This window comes from Actinopolyspora biskrensis (assembly GCF_013408175.1).
GTDB classification, from domain to species: domain Bacteria; phylum Actinomycetota; class Actinomycetes; order Mycobacteriales; family Pseudonocardiaceae; genus Actinopolyspora; species Actinopolyspora biskrensis.
On the sequence record NZ_JACBYW010000002.1, the window covers coordinates 88202 to 103450 of the forward strand.

Here is a 15249-nt window from a genome sequence, read left to right on the forward strand (position 1 = left end):
TCGTCGAACACGCTCCCAGCACGTGGCGATCGTCCGGGGCACGGAACTCCCGGAGCCGGAAGCTGTGGATGCGCGAGCTGCTGTGGATGTCTCCTGCACGGCGGAGCAGAGGCGCACGACCCGAGCAACCGGATCCGCCGCGGGGACTCCCGCGAGGACGGTCCCGACGTCGTGTGAACCGCTCCCCGACGTCGGGGCACCCGCTCACGGGAGCGCGGCAGGTCCCGCAGAGCGAGTGCCCACGACAGGGGAGAGCGGGGAGAGCCCCAATCAGCTCCCGCCCGGTCCGTCCTCCAGGTCACCCTCGACCTGCAGGTAGACCTCCCGCAGCCCCTGCAGCGTCTCCGGGTCCGGCTCGGCCCACATCTCACGGTCGGCCGCTTCCAGCAGCCGTTCCGCGATGCCGTGCAGCGCCCACGGGTTGGACTCGGTGAGGAACTTCTGGTTCTGCTCGTCGAAGACGTAGGTCTCGGCGAGCTTCTCGTACATCCAGTCCCCGACGACGCCGGTCGTGGCGTCGTAGCCGAACAGGTAGTCCACCGTGGCCGCGAGCTCGAAAGCGCCCTTGTAGCCGTGCTCGCGCATGGCCGATACCCAGCGCGGGTTGACCACCCGGGAACGGAAGACCCGTGAGGTCTCCTCGTGCAGCGAACGGGTGCGGATCGAGTCGGGGCGTGAACTGTCCCCGATGTAGGCCGCGGGGGAGTCACCGGTCAGCGCACGCACGGTGGCCACCATGCCTCCGTGGTACTGGAAGTAGTCGTCGGAGTCGGCGATGTCGTGCTCGCGGGTGTCGGTGTTCTTCGCGGCGACCGAGATGCGGCGATAGGCGCTTTCCATGTCCTGCCTGGCAGCGACGCCGTCCAGGTCCCGTCCGTAGGCGAACCCGCCCCAGACGGTGTAGACCTCGGCGAGGTCGGAGTCGTCACGCCAGTTGCGACTGTCGATCAGCGAGAGCATCCCCGCCCCGTAGGCGCCGGGCTTGGAGCCGAAGATCCGCATGGTCGCGCGCCGCCGGTCCCCGTGCTCGGCGATGTCGGCACGGGTGTGCGCGCGGACGAAGTTCCACTCGTCCGGCTCGTCGAGCTCCGCGACCAGCTGGAACGCGTCGTCGATCAGGTTGACCACGTGCGGGAAGGCGTCCCGGAAGAACCCGCTGATGCGCACGGTGACGTCCACCCTGGGACGTTCGAGCTCCTCGAGCGGGATGACCTCGAGCCCGTTGACCCGGCGCGAGGAGTCGTCCCAGGTGGGGCGCACACCGATGAGGGCGAGTATCTCGGCGATGTCGTCGCCGGAGGTTCGCATCGCACTGGTGCCCCACACGGACAGGCCGACCGATCCGGGCCACTCGCCGTTGTCGGTGCGGTAGCGCTCCAGCAGCGACTCCGCGATGGCGTATCCGGTGTCCCAGGCCAGCCTGCTCGGAATCCCCTTCGGGTCGACCGAGTAGAAGTTGCGTCCGGTCGGCAGCACGTTGACGAGCCCGCGCAGCGGGGAACCACTCGGCCCCGAAGGGATGTAGCCCCCCTCGAGCGCGTGCAGGGTGGAACCGATCTCGTCGGTGGTGTCGTTCAACCGCGGGACGATCTCGGAGGCGGCGAACCGCAGGACCTCGACGACCTGACCGGGAACCTCGCCCAGCACCGAGCGGCACACGGTTTCGGCCGCCTCGGCGTGCCACTCGTGCCGCTCCATGCCCTCGACCAGAGCTTGGGCGCGGGACTCGACGTCGTCCACGCGCTCCCGCGCCTCCGAACCGTCCTCGGAGAGACCGAGGGCCTCACGAAGCCCGGGCACGGCGGCCTGCTGGCCGCCCCACATCTGCCTGGCCCGCAGCATCGCCAGCACCAGGCCGACCCGGGCCTGGCCGGACGGCGGATCCCCGAACACGTGCAGTCCCTCACGGATCTGGGCGTCCTTGACCTCGCACAGCCAGCCGTCGACCTGCAGCAGGATGTCGTCGAACTCGGCGTCGTGCGGACGTTCCTCCAACCCCAGGTCGTGGTCGAGCCTGGCCGCCTGCATCAGCGTCCAGATCTGACTGCGGATGGCGGGAAGCTTCGCCGGGTCCATCGCCGTGATGTTGGCGTGCTCGTCGAGCAGCTGCTCCAGCCGTGCGATGTCGCCGTAGCTCTCCGCGCGCGCCATCGGGGGGACCAGGTGGTCCACCAGCGTCGCGTGAACCCTGCGCTTCGCCTGGGTCCCCTCACCGGGATCGTTGACCAGGAAGGGGTACACCAGCGGCAGGTCGGCGAGGGCGGCGTCCGGGGCGCAGGAGGCGGACATGCCCGCCGTCTTGCCCGGCAACCACTCCAGGTTGCCGTGTTTGCCCAGGTGCACCATCGCGTGCGCGTCGAAGTCGTCGGTCAGCCAGTGGTAGGCGGCCAGGTAGTGGTGGCTGGGCGGAAGGTCCGGATCGTGGTAGATCGCGATCGGGTTCTCCCCGAAGCCCCGCGGGGGCTGGATCATCAGCACGATGTTGCCCGCCCTGATCGCGGCGAGCACGATCTCGCCCTCGGGATCCCGCGAGCGGTCGACGAACAACTCGCCCGGCGGGGGACCCCAGTGCTGTTCGATGTCGGAGCGCAGGGACTCGGGCAGGGAGTCGAACCATTCCCGGTACCGCTTGGCCGGTACGCGGATCGGGTTCCCCGCGAGCTGTTCCTCGCTCAGCCAGTCCCTGTCCTGGCCCCCCGCGGCGATCAGCGCGTGGATCAGCGCGTCACCGTCCTGCGCCGCCACACCGGGGAGCGCGTCCGGCCCCTCCTCGGGGCCGATGTCGTAGCCCGCCTCTCCGAGCGCGCGCAGCAGCCGCACGGCGGACAGCGGCGTGTCCAGGCCGACCGCGTTCCCCACCCTGGCGTGCTTGGTGGGGTAGGCCGAAAGCATCAGCGCGAGCCGCTTCCGCTCGGGCGGGACGTGACCGAGCCTGGCGTGCCGCACGGCGATCCCGGCGACCCTGGCCGCGCGCTCCGCGTCGGCCACGTAGACGGGAAGGCCCTCCGAGTCGTTCTCCTTGAACGAGAACGGAACCGTGATCAGCCTGCCGTCGAACTCCGGAACGGCCACCTGGGTCGCCATGTCCAGCGGGGAGAGCCCCTCGTCGTTGTCCTCCCAGGCGGAACGGCTGCTGGTCAGGCACATCCCCTGCAGGATCGGGATGTCCAGCTGTGCGAGCGCTCCGACGTCCCACGCCTCGTCGTCGCCGCCCGCGGTGGCCACGGCGGGTTTGCTCCCACCCGCGGCCAGCACGGTGACCACGAGCGCGTCCGCCCCGCGCAGTGCTTCGAGCAGCTCGGGGTCGGGGGTGCGCAACGAGGCGCAGAACAGGGGCATCGCCTGGCCGCCCGCGTTCTCGATCCCCTCGCAGAGGGTGTGCACGAAGGCGGTGTTGCCCGCCATGTGGTGGGCCCGGTAGTAGAGCACGGCCACGGTGGGGCCGTCCTGCCTGCCGGGGGTGCGTTCCAGCCGCCCCCAGGTCGGGGTCTCGGCGGGCTGCGCGAAACCGTGGCCGGTCAGCAGGACGGTGTCGGAGAGGAAGTTGTGGAGCTGTTCGAGGTTCTCCGGGCCACCGTGGGCGAGGTAGGCGTGCGCCTCCGCGCACACGCCGCCGGGGACCGTGGAGCACTCCATGAGCTCGGCGTCGGGCTGCTGCTCGCCGCCGAGCACCACGACGGGACGCGGGCCACCGAGCAGGAAGTCCAGTCCTTCCTCCCAGGCCCTGCGGCCGCCGAGCAGCCGCACCACCACGAGGTCGACGCCCTCGAGCAGTTCCGGCAGGTCCCGCGCACCGAGCCTGGCCGGGTTGGCCAGCCGGTAGTCGGCGCCGCTGGACCGCGCACTGAGCAGGTCAGTGTCGGATGTGGACAGAAGCAGGATCATGCGACTCGCTCCTCGGCGTCGAGAACCGGGGCGGTCGACCAGGACAGGCGCGCGATGCACGCGCGGTCGTACGCTGCATCAGGAACCTTCCCAGGGGTCCTCGCCCCTTTGCTGACGGTCGCGGCGGCAGGAGTCTCCTGGCTCCCGGATCCTGGCTCCCTCCGGTCTTCCCATCGTCGTTCGACAGTGACCGTGCTTGGAGTTCGCTCCCCGGTGACAGTGGCGGGACCGCGCCGGATTCACACCGGCTTCCTCCGTCACCGCCGCGGATACGTCTTCCAGTTTCGGGAACGGGGCGATCTCCAGTCAAGCTGACGTGACGAGACGCGCTCCTCGGCGTGTTTCGTGGCACACCTCCGCGGCCCGTAGCATCGCCGGGATGTCCGAAGGCTTCGCTTCCGAACGTGACAGGCCGGACGCCTGTCCGGGTGCGCTTCAGGTCCACCCCGCCGCCGACGGCGGTCTCGCGCGGATCCGCGTCCCGGGCGGGATGTTGAGCACCGAGCAGCTGCGAGTGCTGGTCACGGCCGCGGAGGAGCTGGGCAACTCCACGGTCGAGCTCACCTCGAGGGCCAACCTCCAGCTGCGCGGCGTCGAGTCCCCCGAAGAGCTCGGACGACGGATCGGCGCGGTGGGACTGCTTCCCTCGCTGACCCACGAACGGGTGCGGAACATAGTGGCCAGTCCCGGTGCAGGGCTGGACGACCCCGGGTGGTTGTCGGTGCCGCGTGCCGTCCGTGAACTGGACCGGGGGGTCTGCTCCGCTCCGCGGTTGGCAGAGCTGTCCGGACGTTTCCTGTTCACCGTGGACGACGGGCGCGGGGACGTTTCGCGGCTGCGCGGTGACGTCGGCCTGCTGCCACTGGACGTGGGCACGGTCGCGGTGCTGCTCGGCGGAAACGATTCGGGAGTGCGCGTGGGGCCGGCCGACGCCGCGGATGCGGCCGTCGTCGCCGCGGAGGAGTTCCTCGCGGAACGGGACCGCCAAGGGGGCTCGGTCTGGCGAGTGGCCGAGCTGGACACACCGGGGAACCTCGCGGGCACGCTCCGTGCTCGAACGGGGACGGCGGAGGACACCGTTGTCGAAGTCACACCGCTTTCCGGGGTTCGGCGGGATCAGCAGGAAAAACCATCGGTGGGCGTCCTCGCGCGAACCCGGGGAGAGGTGGCCCTCGGGCTGGGGGCACCGCTGGGACGCTTGTCCCCAGCGCAGATGCATAGCATCATACGAGCGGCCGAAGCCGCGTCCGGTGCCGTTCGACTGACCCCGTGGCGGACAGTGGTCCTACCGGGGGTCGACGAGCACGAGCACCAATCGTGGCTTTCCGAACTGCACTCGTGCGGTTTGATCGTCGATCCGTCCTCGCCGTTCAACGGTGTGACCGCCTGCGCGGGCGATCCCGGATGTGCCAAGTCCCTGGCCGACGTGCACCGGGACGCCGCGTACAGCACGGCCCGCGGTGCGCCTGTCGCTCCGGGGGATCTGCCGGTGCACTGGGTCGGTTGCTCGCGTCGTTGCGGCCGTCCGCGCGGTCCGGTGGTGGAGGTGCTGGCCGGTTCCTCCGGGTACCGGGTCAGTTCCGGCGCGCGGGGCGACGAGGTGACCAGGGTGCACGACGCCGGGGTGGAGACGGTGGCCGAGGCCGTGGAAGACGCGCGGCGTTCCGGTGCCGTGGCTCCCGCCGCGGGATCGCACGGCGGGTTCGGGACGGGCCACGTGAACAGCGACCAGGAGACGACGAACGAGGACGATCGGTGACCGAATACATCCGGGACGGCAAGGAGATCTACCGCCGCTCCTTCGCGACGATACGCGCGGAAACCGATCTCGACGAGCTGCCTTCCGACATCGCCGGTGTGGCCGTCCGCATGGTCCACTCCTGCGGAATGGTCGACCTGGTCGACGACCTGGCCTACTCGCCGGGGGTGGTGAGTTCGGCGCGGCAGGCGCTCGCCGCGGGCGCGCCGGTGCTGTGCGACGCGGCGATGGTGGCCGCTGGAGTGACCCGGCGCCGACTGCCCGCGGACAACGAGATCCTGTGCACGTTGTCGGACCCTCGCGTGCCCGAACTCGCCGCGCGGCTGGAAACCACCCGCAGCGCTGCCGCGATGGAACTGTGGCGCGAGCGGCTCGAAGGTGCCGTCGTCGCGATCGGCAACGCTCCGACCAGCCTGTTCCGTCTGCTGGAGCTGGTCGAACAGGGCGCGGGCACTCCCGCGGCCGTGCTCGGGATCCCGGTCGGTTTCATCGGAGCCGTCGAGTCCAAGCAGGCACTGGTCGCGCATCCGAGCGGCCTGGAACACCTGGTGGTGCACGGCAGACGAGGCGGTAGTGCGATGACGGTCGCCGCCATCAACGCGATCGCGAGCGAGGAAGAGTGAACAGCGAAGAGAGCAACAACCCCGCGACCGGGCGCCTGTTCGGAGTGGGGCTCGGTCCCGGCGATCCGGAACTGGTGACGGTCAAGGCCGCGCGGTTGATCGGTGAGGCCGATGTGATCGCCTATCACAGCGCCAGGCACGGGAACAGCATCGCGCGCTCGGTCGCCCAACCGTACCTGCGGGGCGACCAGACCGAGGAACCGCTGGTGTACCCGGTCACCACCGAGACGACCGACCATCCCGGCGGGTACCAGGGCGCCATCGACGAGTTCTACGCCGACTGCGCCGAACGGTTGGCGGCCCACCTGAGCGCGGGACGCGACGTGGTGCTGCTGGGCGAGGGGGACCCGTTCTTCTACGGCTCCTACATGCACATGCACAAACGTTTGACCGGGCGCTTCGAGACCGTGGTGGTACCGGGGGTGAATTCGGTGAGCGCGGCCTCGGCCGAGCTGGGACGCCCGCTCGCCGAGCGCGACGAGGTGCTGACCGTGCTTCCGGGCACGCTCGACCCCGACACGCTGGCGCGGAGGCTGCAGGACACCGACGCGGCGGCCGTGCTCAAACTGGGCCGGACCTTCGAAGGCGTGCGCGAGGCCTTCGACAAGGCCGGTTGCCTCGACGAGGCCCACTACGTGGAACGGGCGAGCACCACCAGGCAGCGGGTCGCACCGCTGGCCGAAGTGGACCCGGACAGCGTCCCCTACTTCTCGCTGGCCCTGCTACCCAGCCGTACCGGTGCGCGAACCCCCGTTCCGGCGACACCGGCGCGTCCGGACGGAACGCACGGCGGGGAGCTCGTCGTGGTGGGGCTGGGCCCGGCCGACAGGGAATGGACCACCCCCGAGGCGCAGGCCGCCCTGGCCGCCGCCGACGACCTGGTCGGTTACGGCCCCTACCTCGATCGGATCCAGGCGAACCCGCGGCAGCGCAAGCACCCGTCCGACAACCGCGTCGAGGCCCAGCGGGCCGAGGACGCCCTCGACCTCGCGGCTTCGGGGCGCAGGGTCGTGGTCGTTTCCTCCGGTGACCCGGGAGTGTTCGCTATGGGCAGCGCCATCCTGGAGGCTGCCGACGACTCGCGCTACGCGGACGTGGAGGTCCGGGTCCTTCCCGGACTCACCGCGGCGCAGGCGGTCGCCAGCAGAGCGGGAGCCCCGCTCGGGCACGACTACTGCGTGCTCTCGCTGTCCGACCGGCTCAAACCGTGGGAAGTGATCGAACGCAGGCTGCGGTCCGCTGCCGGGGCCGACCTCGCGCTGGCGATATACAACCCGGCCTCGCGGAGTCGCCGCTGGCAGGTGGAGGCAGCCAGGGACCTGCTCCTGGAGGAGCGCGCCGGTGACACACCGGTGGTGATCGGCCGTGACGTCGGTGGACCGGAGGAGGAGGTCACGATCGTCGAACTGCGGGAGCTGGACCCGGAACGGGTGGACATGCGCTGCCTGCTGCTGGTCGGCTCGTCCACGACCCGGCTCGTCACCAGGGGGGACGAGGTCTCCGTGTTCACACCGCGGCGTTATCCGGCGTGAAGCCGGTCGACTCGTTCCCGCAGCCAGGCGATCGCGTCGGGCACGCTGTCCACGGTGGGGGCGTGCGGTGGCTGCGGTTGCTCCACCAGCACCACCGGAATCCCGAGCTCACGTGCCGCCGCGAGCTTGCCCTCGGTCATCGGGCCCCCGCTGTTCTTGCTCACGAGCACGTCGATGCGCCGCTCCAGAAGCAGCTCGCGCTCGGCCTCCGTGGTGAACGGACCGCGCGCGGAGATCGTGGTCATGTTGGACGGTAGCGGCGGGTCCGGGGCGTCCACGGTGCGGGCGAGGAACCAGCGGTCCCGCACCCGCGTGAAGTGGTGCAGCCCCTGCCTGCCCGTGGTGAGCAGCACCCGGCTCCCGAGCCTCCGCGCGGTCTCGGCCGCCTCCGGGAGCGAACCGACCCGGTGCCAGTCGTCGCCCGGACCCGGGGTCCAGGGGGCGCGCCGCAGCACGAGCATCTCGACACCGCTGTCGGTGGTGGCGGTCACGGCGTTCTCGCTGATCCGCGTGGCGAAGGGGTGGGTCGCGTCCACCAGGGCGGTTATCCGTTCGCCGCGCAGGTACTCGGCCATCCCGCACGGGCCGCCGAAACCGCCCGTGCGGACCTCACCCGCGGGCAGCTTCGGCTCCCGCACGCGTCCGGCCAGCGAGGAGACCACCGGGACCCCGAGCTCGTTAAGCTGGTTCGCGAGGAGCCGAGCCTGTGCGGTACCCCCGAGGACGAGTACTCGCGCCCCCATCGGAACACCCCCCGAAACAATGAATCCTGACTCGATGGAGTGCATTCTCCCGTGGTGAACGATCGTGCCGAACAGACGGGTGGGCCGCGTTACGGGTGGACCACAGGGGCGTGCGCCCTCGCCTCGACCGCGGCGGCCTACACCGCCCTGCTCACCGGACGGTTCCCGGACCCGGTGCGGGTGGAGCTGCCGAAGGGGCACGACCCCTCCTTCGCGCTGGCCCGGGAGCGCTTGGAGGAGGACCGGGCCACGGCCGGGGTGGTCAAGGACGCGGGCGACGATCCGGACGTGACCCACGGGGCGGTCGTGGGGGTGACCGTCTACCGGGGCGATCCCGGCAGCGGGGTCGCCTTCCGCGCGGGAAGGGGGGTCGGGACGGTCACCAAACCCGGACTGCCGCTGCCCGTGGGCGAACCCGCCGTCAACCCCGTTCCGCGGCGGCTGATCGGCGAGCTCGTCTCGGAGATCGCCACGGCCCACGCCGACAGCGGCGATCTGGTCGTGGAGGCGTGGGTGGAGGAGGGCGAGGAACTCGCCCGGCACACCTGGAACCCCCGCCTCGGGATCGTGGGTGGGTTGTCGATCCTGGGCACGACCGGGGTGGTGATTCCGTACTCGTGCTCTGCCTGGATCGACAGCATCCGCCGCGGAGTGGACGTGGCCCGCGCGGAAGGGCTGCGGCACGTGGCCGGCTGCACCGGCAGCACCTCGGAACGCACGGTGACCGAGCTCCACGGCCTACCGGAGGAGGCCCTGCTGGACATGGGCGACTTCGCCGGAGCGGTGCTGAAGTACCTGCGCAGACATCCGGTCCCCCGGCTGACCATAGCCGGCGGGATCGGGAAGCTGGCCAAGCTGGCCGACGGTCACCTCGATCTGCACTCCAAGCGCTCGCAGGTGGACTTCGCGTGGTTGTCCGGGCTCGTCGAACGGGCGGGGGGCAGTGCGCGGCTGTCGGAGCGTGTGGCGCGGGCCAACACGGCGCTGGACGCGCTCGAGGCCTCGGCGGAGGAGGGGATCGCCCTCGGTGATCTGGTCGCGCGGGGGGCGCGGGACGTCGCCCTGGCGACCCTGGAGGGCGCCCCCATCGAGGTGGAGACCGTCGTGATCGACCGCGCCGGGACGGTCAAGGGGCGTTGTCTCCCCGGGGAATGAACCCACCCGCCGGGAGACCTCCGCAGGAGAACCCCGTCAGCTCCGGCAGCGGTTCGCGGAGTACAGGTGGCTGTCCGGGAAGTGCCCCGCCGTGAGCACCTCGCCGACCACGACCACGGCGGTGCGTTCGATACCCGCGTTCCGGACCAGCCCGGCGATCTCGGAGAGGCTCCCGCGCAGCACCGTCTCGTCCGCCCTGCTGGCCCCCGCCACCACGGCGACCGGGCAGTCCGGTCCGTAGTTGGGCTCGAGCTGTTCGACGAGCTCCTCGATCCTGTTCACGGCCAGGTGCAGCACCATCGTGGCCCCGCTGAGCCCCAGCGTGGCGAGGTCCTCGCCCTCCGGCATGGGGGTGGCCCTGGCCGCCGTTCTGGTCAGCAGCACCGTCTGCCCCACACCGGGCACCGTGAACTCCCGGTTGAGAGCCGCGGCCGCGGCCGAGAACGCGGGAACTCCCGGCACCATCTCGTAGTCGACCCCGGCTTCGTCGAGCCTGCGCATCTGCTCGGCCACCGCGCTGAACACGGATGGGTCCCCGGAGTGCAACCTGGCGACGTCGAGTCCGCGCCGGTGTGCGTCGAGGATCTCCTCGAGGATCCCGTCGAGCGTCATGCGGGCCGTGTCGACCAGCCGGGCTCCCTCCGGACAGTGCTCCAGCAGCTCCTCGGGCACGAGGCTTCCCGCGTACAGGCACACCGAGCAGGAGGCTATGGTGTTCTGCCCGCGAACGGTGATGAGATCGGCCGCTCCCGGTCCGGCTCCGACGAAGTGAACGGTCAAGGCTTGGTCACCGCCCACTGAGTCACTCGCATGGCCGGCCGCCAGGCGGTGAAACCGCCGATCGGGCCCGCCTGCTCGATACCGATCCGTACCAGTTCCCCGCCCATGCGGGAATACCATTCGGTCACTGTCGACTCCGATTCCATCGTCACGGCATTGACCACGAGACGCCCACCGCGCGGCAGCGCGTCCACGCAGGTCTCCAGCACACCGGGAGCACTCACGCCTCCGCCGACGAACACGGCGTCCGGCTGTTCCAGGTCCCGCAGCCCCTCCGGGGCGGTTCCGCGCACGATCCGCAGGGAACCGGCCCCGAGCGCGGTGGCGTTGTTCGCCGTGCGCTCGGCCCGTCGCGGGTCCCGCTCGACGGCGATCGCACGGCAGGAAGCGGCGCTGCGTACCCATTCGATCGCGATGCTGCCCGAACCGGCCCCCACGTCCCACAGCAGCTCACCGGCACGGGGGGCCAGCCGCGCCAGCGTGCTCGCCCGCACGTCCCGTTTCGTGAGCTGCCCGTCGTGTTCGAACAGCTCCTCCGACAGCCCCGGGGTCGACGGCAACCGCCCCGTTCGGCGGTCACTCGCGCACTCGACGGCGACGATGTTCAACGCCGCGGTGCTGGCCCGCAGTTCCGCGGCGGTTTCCCGGAGAGCCCGTTCGTCCCGCCCACCCAGGTTCTCCAGCACCGTCAGCTCACTGGGGCCGAAGCCGTGGGCGGTCAGCAGTTCGGCCACCGCGGCCGGAGTGGTTCCGTCGGAGCTGAGCACCAGGACGCGCTCGCCCGGCGCGAGTCCCGGCAGCAGGTTCTCGACCGGTCTTCCGACGAGGTTGACCACCCGGGCGTCCTGGGCGGGCCAGCCGAGTCGGGCGCAGGCCAGCGAAACCGAGGACGGCTGGGGGAGAACGTCGAGCCGTTCCGGTCCGAGCACCCTGGCCAGCGTGGCCCCGATCCCGTGGAACATCGGATCGCCGCTGGCCAGCACGCATATCGAACGTCCGGCGTGCTCGGCCAGCAGTCCGGGGAGCGCGGGTAGCAGCGGGGACGGCCAGGGCACCCGCTCACCGGTGGTCTCCGGGACCAGTGCGAGCTGCCGGTGGCTGCCCATGAGGACTTCGGCGGTCTCGGCGGTGCGGCGTGCGGCGGGGGAGAGCCCCTCCCAGCCGTCGGCACCGATCCCGACGACGTGCACCCGGTCGGGGTCGCCGCTCGCGGGCTCGTCGCTCACGTTCGGCGTGCCTCCTCGGGGTAGGGTGCGATGCGGGCGGTGCGCGGTTCCGGCGGAGGTGTCTCGGCATCCGGCGGGTGGCTCACCACTGCCCGCGCGTTCCTCGGGGTCCGCGGCCTCCGCGTCCGGGGAGCCCTTCCCGTCGCGGTTGCCGGCAGGGGTGAGCGGCGGCTTCGGTTCCGGAGGACGAACTCGGTCCGCCGAAGGCCGGAACGCGAGCTCGTACTCTAGCGCACGCGTCGATCACGCGGGGGTGTTTTCCCGCGGATGGGGGTGAGCTCACATCAGTCGACCACGATGTGCAGGCCGCGCGTTCCCGTGCGCTCACAGCGCATTCCGGCCCGCCGGGCGACCTCTTCCACGTCCTCGATCCCCTCGGGTTCGCGTTCGGCCCTGGCCAGCGCTCTGGCCAGCCTGCCCTTGTGGGCCTTGTTGTGGTGACTGACGGCTTTGCGGGTCCCGGAGGAGTCCTCGGTGACCACCCGCACCTCGATGGCGTCCGGGAGTTTGGCCAGCGCCGCGTAAGCACCCGAGCGCAGATCCACGACGGGCCCCGGCTGCGCTCCGAGCAGCGGGGTCAGCTCGGGGCGCCACACGCCGCGCAGACCGCCGATCCCCGGAACGGTGGACCCGGCCGACAGGCGGTACGCCGGTACGGGATCGCCTCCGCGCACCACTCCGAACAGCGCCGAGACCACGGCGAGCCTGGTGTCCGCGCGGGCGCGCTCCGCACCGGACAGGGAACCGACGTCGAGCGCGTCGTAGAGCACCCCCGTGTAGCGCTCCAGGGCGGGCCTGGTCGGTGAGTCCCAGAGCGCGGCGTTGCGCTCGACCTCGCCGGTCTGCCGTTCGGACAGTCCCAGGGCGGCGAGGCTCGCGGGCAGGTCCTTGCCGAGCTCCGCGAGCGCCCGGGCCAGCCGTTCCCGCGTGGGGTTGAGCTGTTCGAAGGACAGGGTCTCCAGGCGCAGCGGCGGGCCGTCGCCTCCGCTCGACTTGGTCTCGGAGGGTGGCAACAGTACGAGCACGTGACGTGAGCCTAGGGGACCTGCGGGTTGCCCCGCTCGGCGGGTCGGCTGAGGTCCGCCCCACCCGACCCGCCGGGCGAACCGACCCGCGCGATCGTCCGGGACGAGTCGTTCCGAGAGGACTCGTCAGGAGGAACCGCCGTCCGGCGGGGCCTCGGACGGGGAGTCCGGTATCTGCTCGTGCACGAGCTCCTCCCAGCAGTCCGGGCAGGTCGGGTGAAGCAGCCACTCGGTGGAACTCACGGGTGCCGGGTCGATGGACGAACCGCACAGGGTGTCCTTCGCGCACCAGCCGGTTCCGGGGCCGTTTCCGTGGAAGACGTGGCGTTTCCCGTCGAATCTCCGTGCCGGGTGCCAGAATCGTGTTCGGTTCTCGTGGTCCTCGGGGTCCATTTCCGTCCGTTTTCCGTGACTCGGTCGCCTCATCCCGATTGAGCCATATCCATCCGTGGTCGGCCGAACCGCTCGGTTGGTTTCCTCCGATCGGGAGCCTGCGAGGATGTGCTGGTCGAATCCCTCCCGGCGGTGCGGCCGGATCGGGAGGACAGGGTGTCGTGGCCGTGCGCCCGGGTGCGGGAGTCACTGATATCGCCGTTCGTATGACCAGCTAGGCTTTCCGGCAATACGCGAGGAAAGCGCGAGGCGTAAAGGAGCGCGCAGCCGTGATCACGAGGATGTCGACGTTGTTCCTGCGTACCCTGCGGGAGGATCCGGCGGATGCGGAGGTGCCGAGTCACCGCCTGCTGGTGCGCGCCGGATACGTGCGCCGGGTAGCGCCGGGCATCTACTCCTGGCTGCCGCTCGGATTGCGCGTGCTGCGCAACATCGAGCAGGCGGTGCGTGCGGAAATGGACGCCATCGGCGGCCAGGAGATCCACCTGCCCGCCCTGCTTCCGAAGGAGCCCTACGAGGCGACCGGGCGTTGGACCGAGTACGGCCCGAACATGTTCCGCCTCAAGGACAGGAAGAAGGCCGACTACCTGCTCGGCCCGACCCACGAGGAGCTGTTCGCGCAGACCGTCAAGGGTGAGTACAACTCCTACCGCGATTTCCCCGTCATCCTCTACCAGGTCCAGACGAAGTACCGCGACGAGGAGCGTCCCCGGGCGGGGATCCTGCGTGGCAGGGAGTTCGTCATGAAGGACTCGTACTCCTTCGATCTGGACGACGAGCAGCTCGGGAACTCCTACCGGCTGCACCGGGACGCCTACACGAGGCTTTTCGACCGGCTCGGACTGCGCTACACCGTCGTGGCGGCCACTTCGGGCGCGATGGGGGGCTCGGCCTCCGAGGAGTTCCTCGCGGAGTGCCCCACCGGAGAGGACACCTTCGTCCGCAGCAGCGAGTCCGACTACGCGGCCAACGTCGAGGCCGTGACGACCCCGCCCGCCCCCGAACTGCCCGTGGAAGGGCGTCCGCAGGCCGAAGTGCACCACACTCCGGACACCCCGACCATCGAGAGTCTCGTGGAGTTCCTGAACGGTGCGGAGTCGGGAAGGAAGTTCACCGCGGCGGACACGCTGAAGAACGTGCTGGTCAAGACGCGGCAACCGGGATCGGAGGAGTGGACGCTGCTCGCGGTGGGCGTACCCGGCGACCGCGAGGTGGACACGAAGAGGCTGGAAGCCGCGCTGGAACCGACCGAGGTCGCCCTCGTCGACGACGCCGATTTCGCGGCCAACCCGTTCCTGGTGAAGGGCTACGTGGGGCCCAAGGCCCTGCAGGACAACGGGGTGCGTTATCTCGTCGACCCCCGGGTGGCGAACGGGACCGCCTGGGTCACCGGTGCGGACAAGTCCGACCACCACGTCCTCGACCTGGTGTGCGGCCGCGACTTCACCCCGGACGGCACGATCGAGGCAGCCGAGGTGCGCGAAGGAGACCCCTCCCCCGACGGGCACGGTGTTCTCCAGGCAGCGCGGGGAATCGAGATCGGGCACATCTTCCAGCTCGGGCGCAAGTACACCGACGCGATCTCCCTGGACGCGCTGGGACAGGACGGCAAGCCCAAACGGGTGACCATGGGTTCCTACGGCGTAGGGGTGTCCCGGCTGGTCGCGGCGATCGCCGAGCAGCACCACGACGAGCTCGGGCTGGTCTGGCCGCGTGCGGTGGCTCCGGCCGATGTGCACGTGGTGATCGCGGGCAAGGACGAGAGCCTCGGCACCGAGGCGGAGCGGATCTCGGCTGAGCTGGACGAAGCGGGTGTCCGGGTGCTCCTCGACGACCGGAACGTCTCACCAGGGGTGAAGTTCGCCGACGCGGAGCTGGTCGGCGTCCCCACGATCCTGGTGGTCGGCAAGGGACTGTCCAGGGGCGTGGTCGAGCTCAAGGACCGCGCAGCGGGGGAGCGGACCGAGGTGGCCGCCGGCGAGGTGGTCGAGCACCTCGCCGAGCTGGTACGGAGCTGAAACGACGACCGCCGACGGCGGGCCCGTTCGCGGGAGAGGCGAACGGGCCCGCGCTCGGGAGCGGCTTCCGGGCTCCGGCGGTTCCCGCCGGGGTGTCGCCGCGCTCACGG

Annotated in this window: 11 protein-coding genes and 1 riboswitch; of the genes, 5 read left to right on the plus strand and 6 right to left on the minus strand. The window is 70.8% G+C overall.

The window, feature by feature from the left end; all coding sequences use genetic code 11:
* Nucleotides 1–270: 270 nt before the first annotated feature.
* Nucleotides 271–3885: a cobaltochelatase subunit CobN gene (cobN, locus tag FHR84_RS06160; RefSeq protein ID WP_179534509.1), complete on the minus strand. Its 3615-nt coding sequence runs from the start codon at nt 3883–3885 to the stop codon at nt 271–273.
* Nucleotides 3886–4015: 130 nt separating this feature from the next.
* Nucleotides 4016–4140: riboswitch (cobalamin riboswitch) on the minus strand.
* Between the two features lie 124 nt (nt 4141–4264).
* Here cobN and cobG point away from each other — a divergent pair.
* The 3 genes from cobG to FHR84_RS06175 are packed head-to-tail and all read left to right on the plus strand — an operon-like array spanning nt 4265 to nt 7799.
* Nucleotides 4265–5644 (plus strand): precorrin-3B synthase, encoded by a 1380-nt coding sequence (gene cobG / locus FHR84_RS06165; RefSeq protein ID WP_218862275.1) that lies wholly within the window; start codon nt 4265–4267, stop codon nt 5642–5644.
* Nucleotides 5641–6267 carry a precorrin-8X methylmutase gene (locus FHR84_RS06170; RefSeq protein ID WP_179534511.1) on the plus strand — a complete coding sequence of 209 codons (627 nt, stop codon included), beginning with the start codon at nt 5641–5643 and terminating at the stop codon, nt 6265–6267. The genes cobG and FHR84_RS06170 overlap by 4 nt, the downstream gene beginning before the upstream one ends.
* Nucleotides 6264–7799, plus strand: a complete 1536-nt coding sequence (locus FHR84_RS06175) for a precorrin-2 C(20)-methyltransferase (protein WP_179534512.1) — start codon at nt 6264–6266, stop codon at nt 7797–7799. The genes FHR84_RS06170 and FHR84_RS06175 overlap by 4 nt, the downstream gene beginning before the upstream one ends.
* Here FHR84_RS06175 and FHR84_RS06180 read toward each other — a convergent pair.
* The gene (locus FHR84_RS06180) at nt 7787–8542 is read right to left on the minus strand and encodes a cobalt-precorrin-6A reductase (RefSeq protein ID WP_179534513.1); all 756 of its coding nucleotides are present in this window, start codon (nt 8540–8542) and stop codon (nt 7787–7789) included. The genes FHR84_RS06175 and FHR84_RS06180 overlap by 13 nt on opposite strands.
* Before the next feature lie 51 nt (nt 8543–8593).
* Between FHR84_RS06180 and FHR84_RS06185 the strand changes: the two genes are divergently transcribed.
* Complete coding sequence (locus tag FHR84_RS06185) at nt 8594–9697, plus strand: cobalt-precorrin-5B (C(1))-methyltransferase (RefSeq protein WP_179534514.1); 1104 nt, start codon at nt 8594–8596, stop codon at nt 9695–9697.
* Between the two features lie 36 nt (nt 9698–9733).
* Here the strand turns inward: FHR84_RS06185 and cobM are convergent, their stop codons facing one another.
* The 4 genes from cobM to FHR84_RS06205 form a co-directional block, all read right to left on the minus strand.
* On the minus strand, nt 9734–10477 hold the full coding sequence (gene cobM / locus FHR84_RS06190) for a precorrin-4 C(11)-methyltransferase (RefSeq protein WP_179534515.1): 744 nt from the start codon (nt 10475–10477) through the stop codon (nt 9734–9736).
* Nucleotides 10474–11703, minus strand: a complete 1230-nt coding sequence (gene cbiE / locus FHR84_RS23150; RefSeq protein WP_179534516.1) for a precorrin-6y C5,15-methyltransferase (decarboxylating) subunit CbiE — start codon at nt 11701–11703, stop codon at nt 10474–10476. The genes cobM and cbiE overlap by 4 nt, the downstream gene beginning before the upstream one ends.
* Nucleotides 11704–11987: 284 nt before the next feature.
* The gene (gene yaaA, locus FHR84_RS06200) at nt 11988–12728 is read right to left on the minus strand and encodes a peroxide stress protein YaaA (RefSeq protein ID WP_179534517.1); all 741 of its coding nucleotides are present in this window, start codon (nt 12726–12728) and stop codon (nt 11988–11990) included.
* 126 nt (nt 12729–12854) lie between these two features.
* Nucleotides 12855–13121, minus strand: coding sequence for a hypothetical protein (locus FHR84_RS06205; RefSeq protein ID WP_179534518.1), 267 nt, complete (start codon nt 13119–13121; stop codon nt 12855–12857).
* Between the two features lie 269 nt (nt 13122–13390).
* Between FHR84_RS06205 and FHR84_RS06210 the strand changes: the two genes are divergently transcribed.
* Entirely contained in the window at nt 13391–15139 is a 1749-nt protein-coding gene (locus FHR84_RS06210) for a proline--tRNA ligase (protein WP_179534519.1), read from the plus strand.
* Nucleotides 15140–15249 lie beyond the last annotated feature (110 nt).

Coding starts and splice junctions, on each gene's coding strand:
- FHR84_RS06205 (WP_179534518.1), bottom strand. CDS start 13,121: ATGGACCCCGAGGACCACGAGAACCGAACACGATTCTGGCACCCGGCA.
- FHR84_RS06180 (WP_179534513.1), bottom strand. CDS start 8,542: ATGGGGGCGCGAGTACTCGTCCTCGGGGGTACCGCACAGGCTCGGCTC.
- cobG (WP_218862275.1), top strand. CDS start 4,265: ATGTCCGAAGGCTTCGCTTCCGAACGTGACAGGCCGGACGCCTGTCCG.
- cobN (WP_179534509.1), bottom strand. CDS start 3,885: ATGATCCTGCTTCTGTCCACATCCGACACTGACCTGCTCAGTGCGCGG.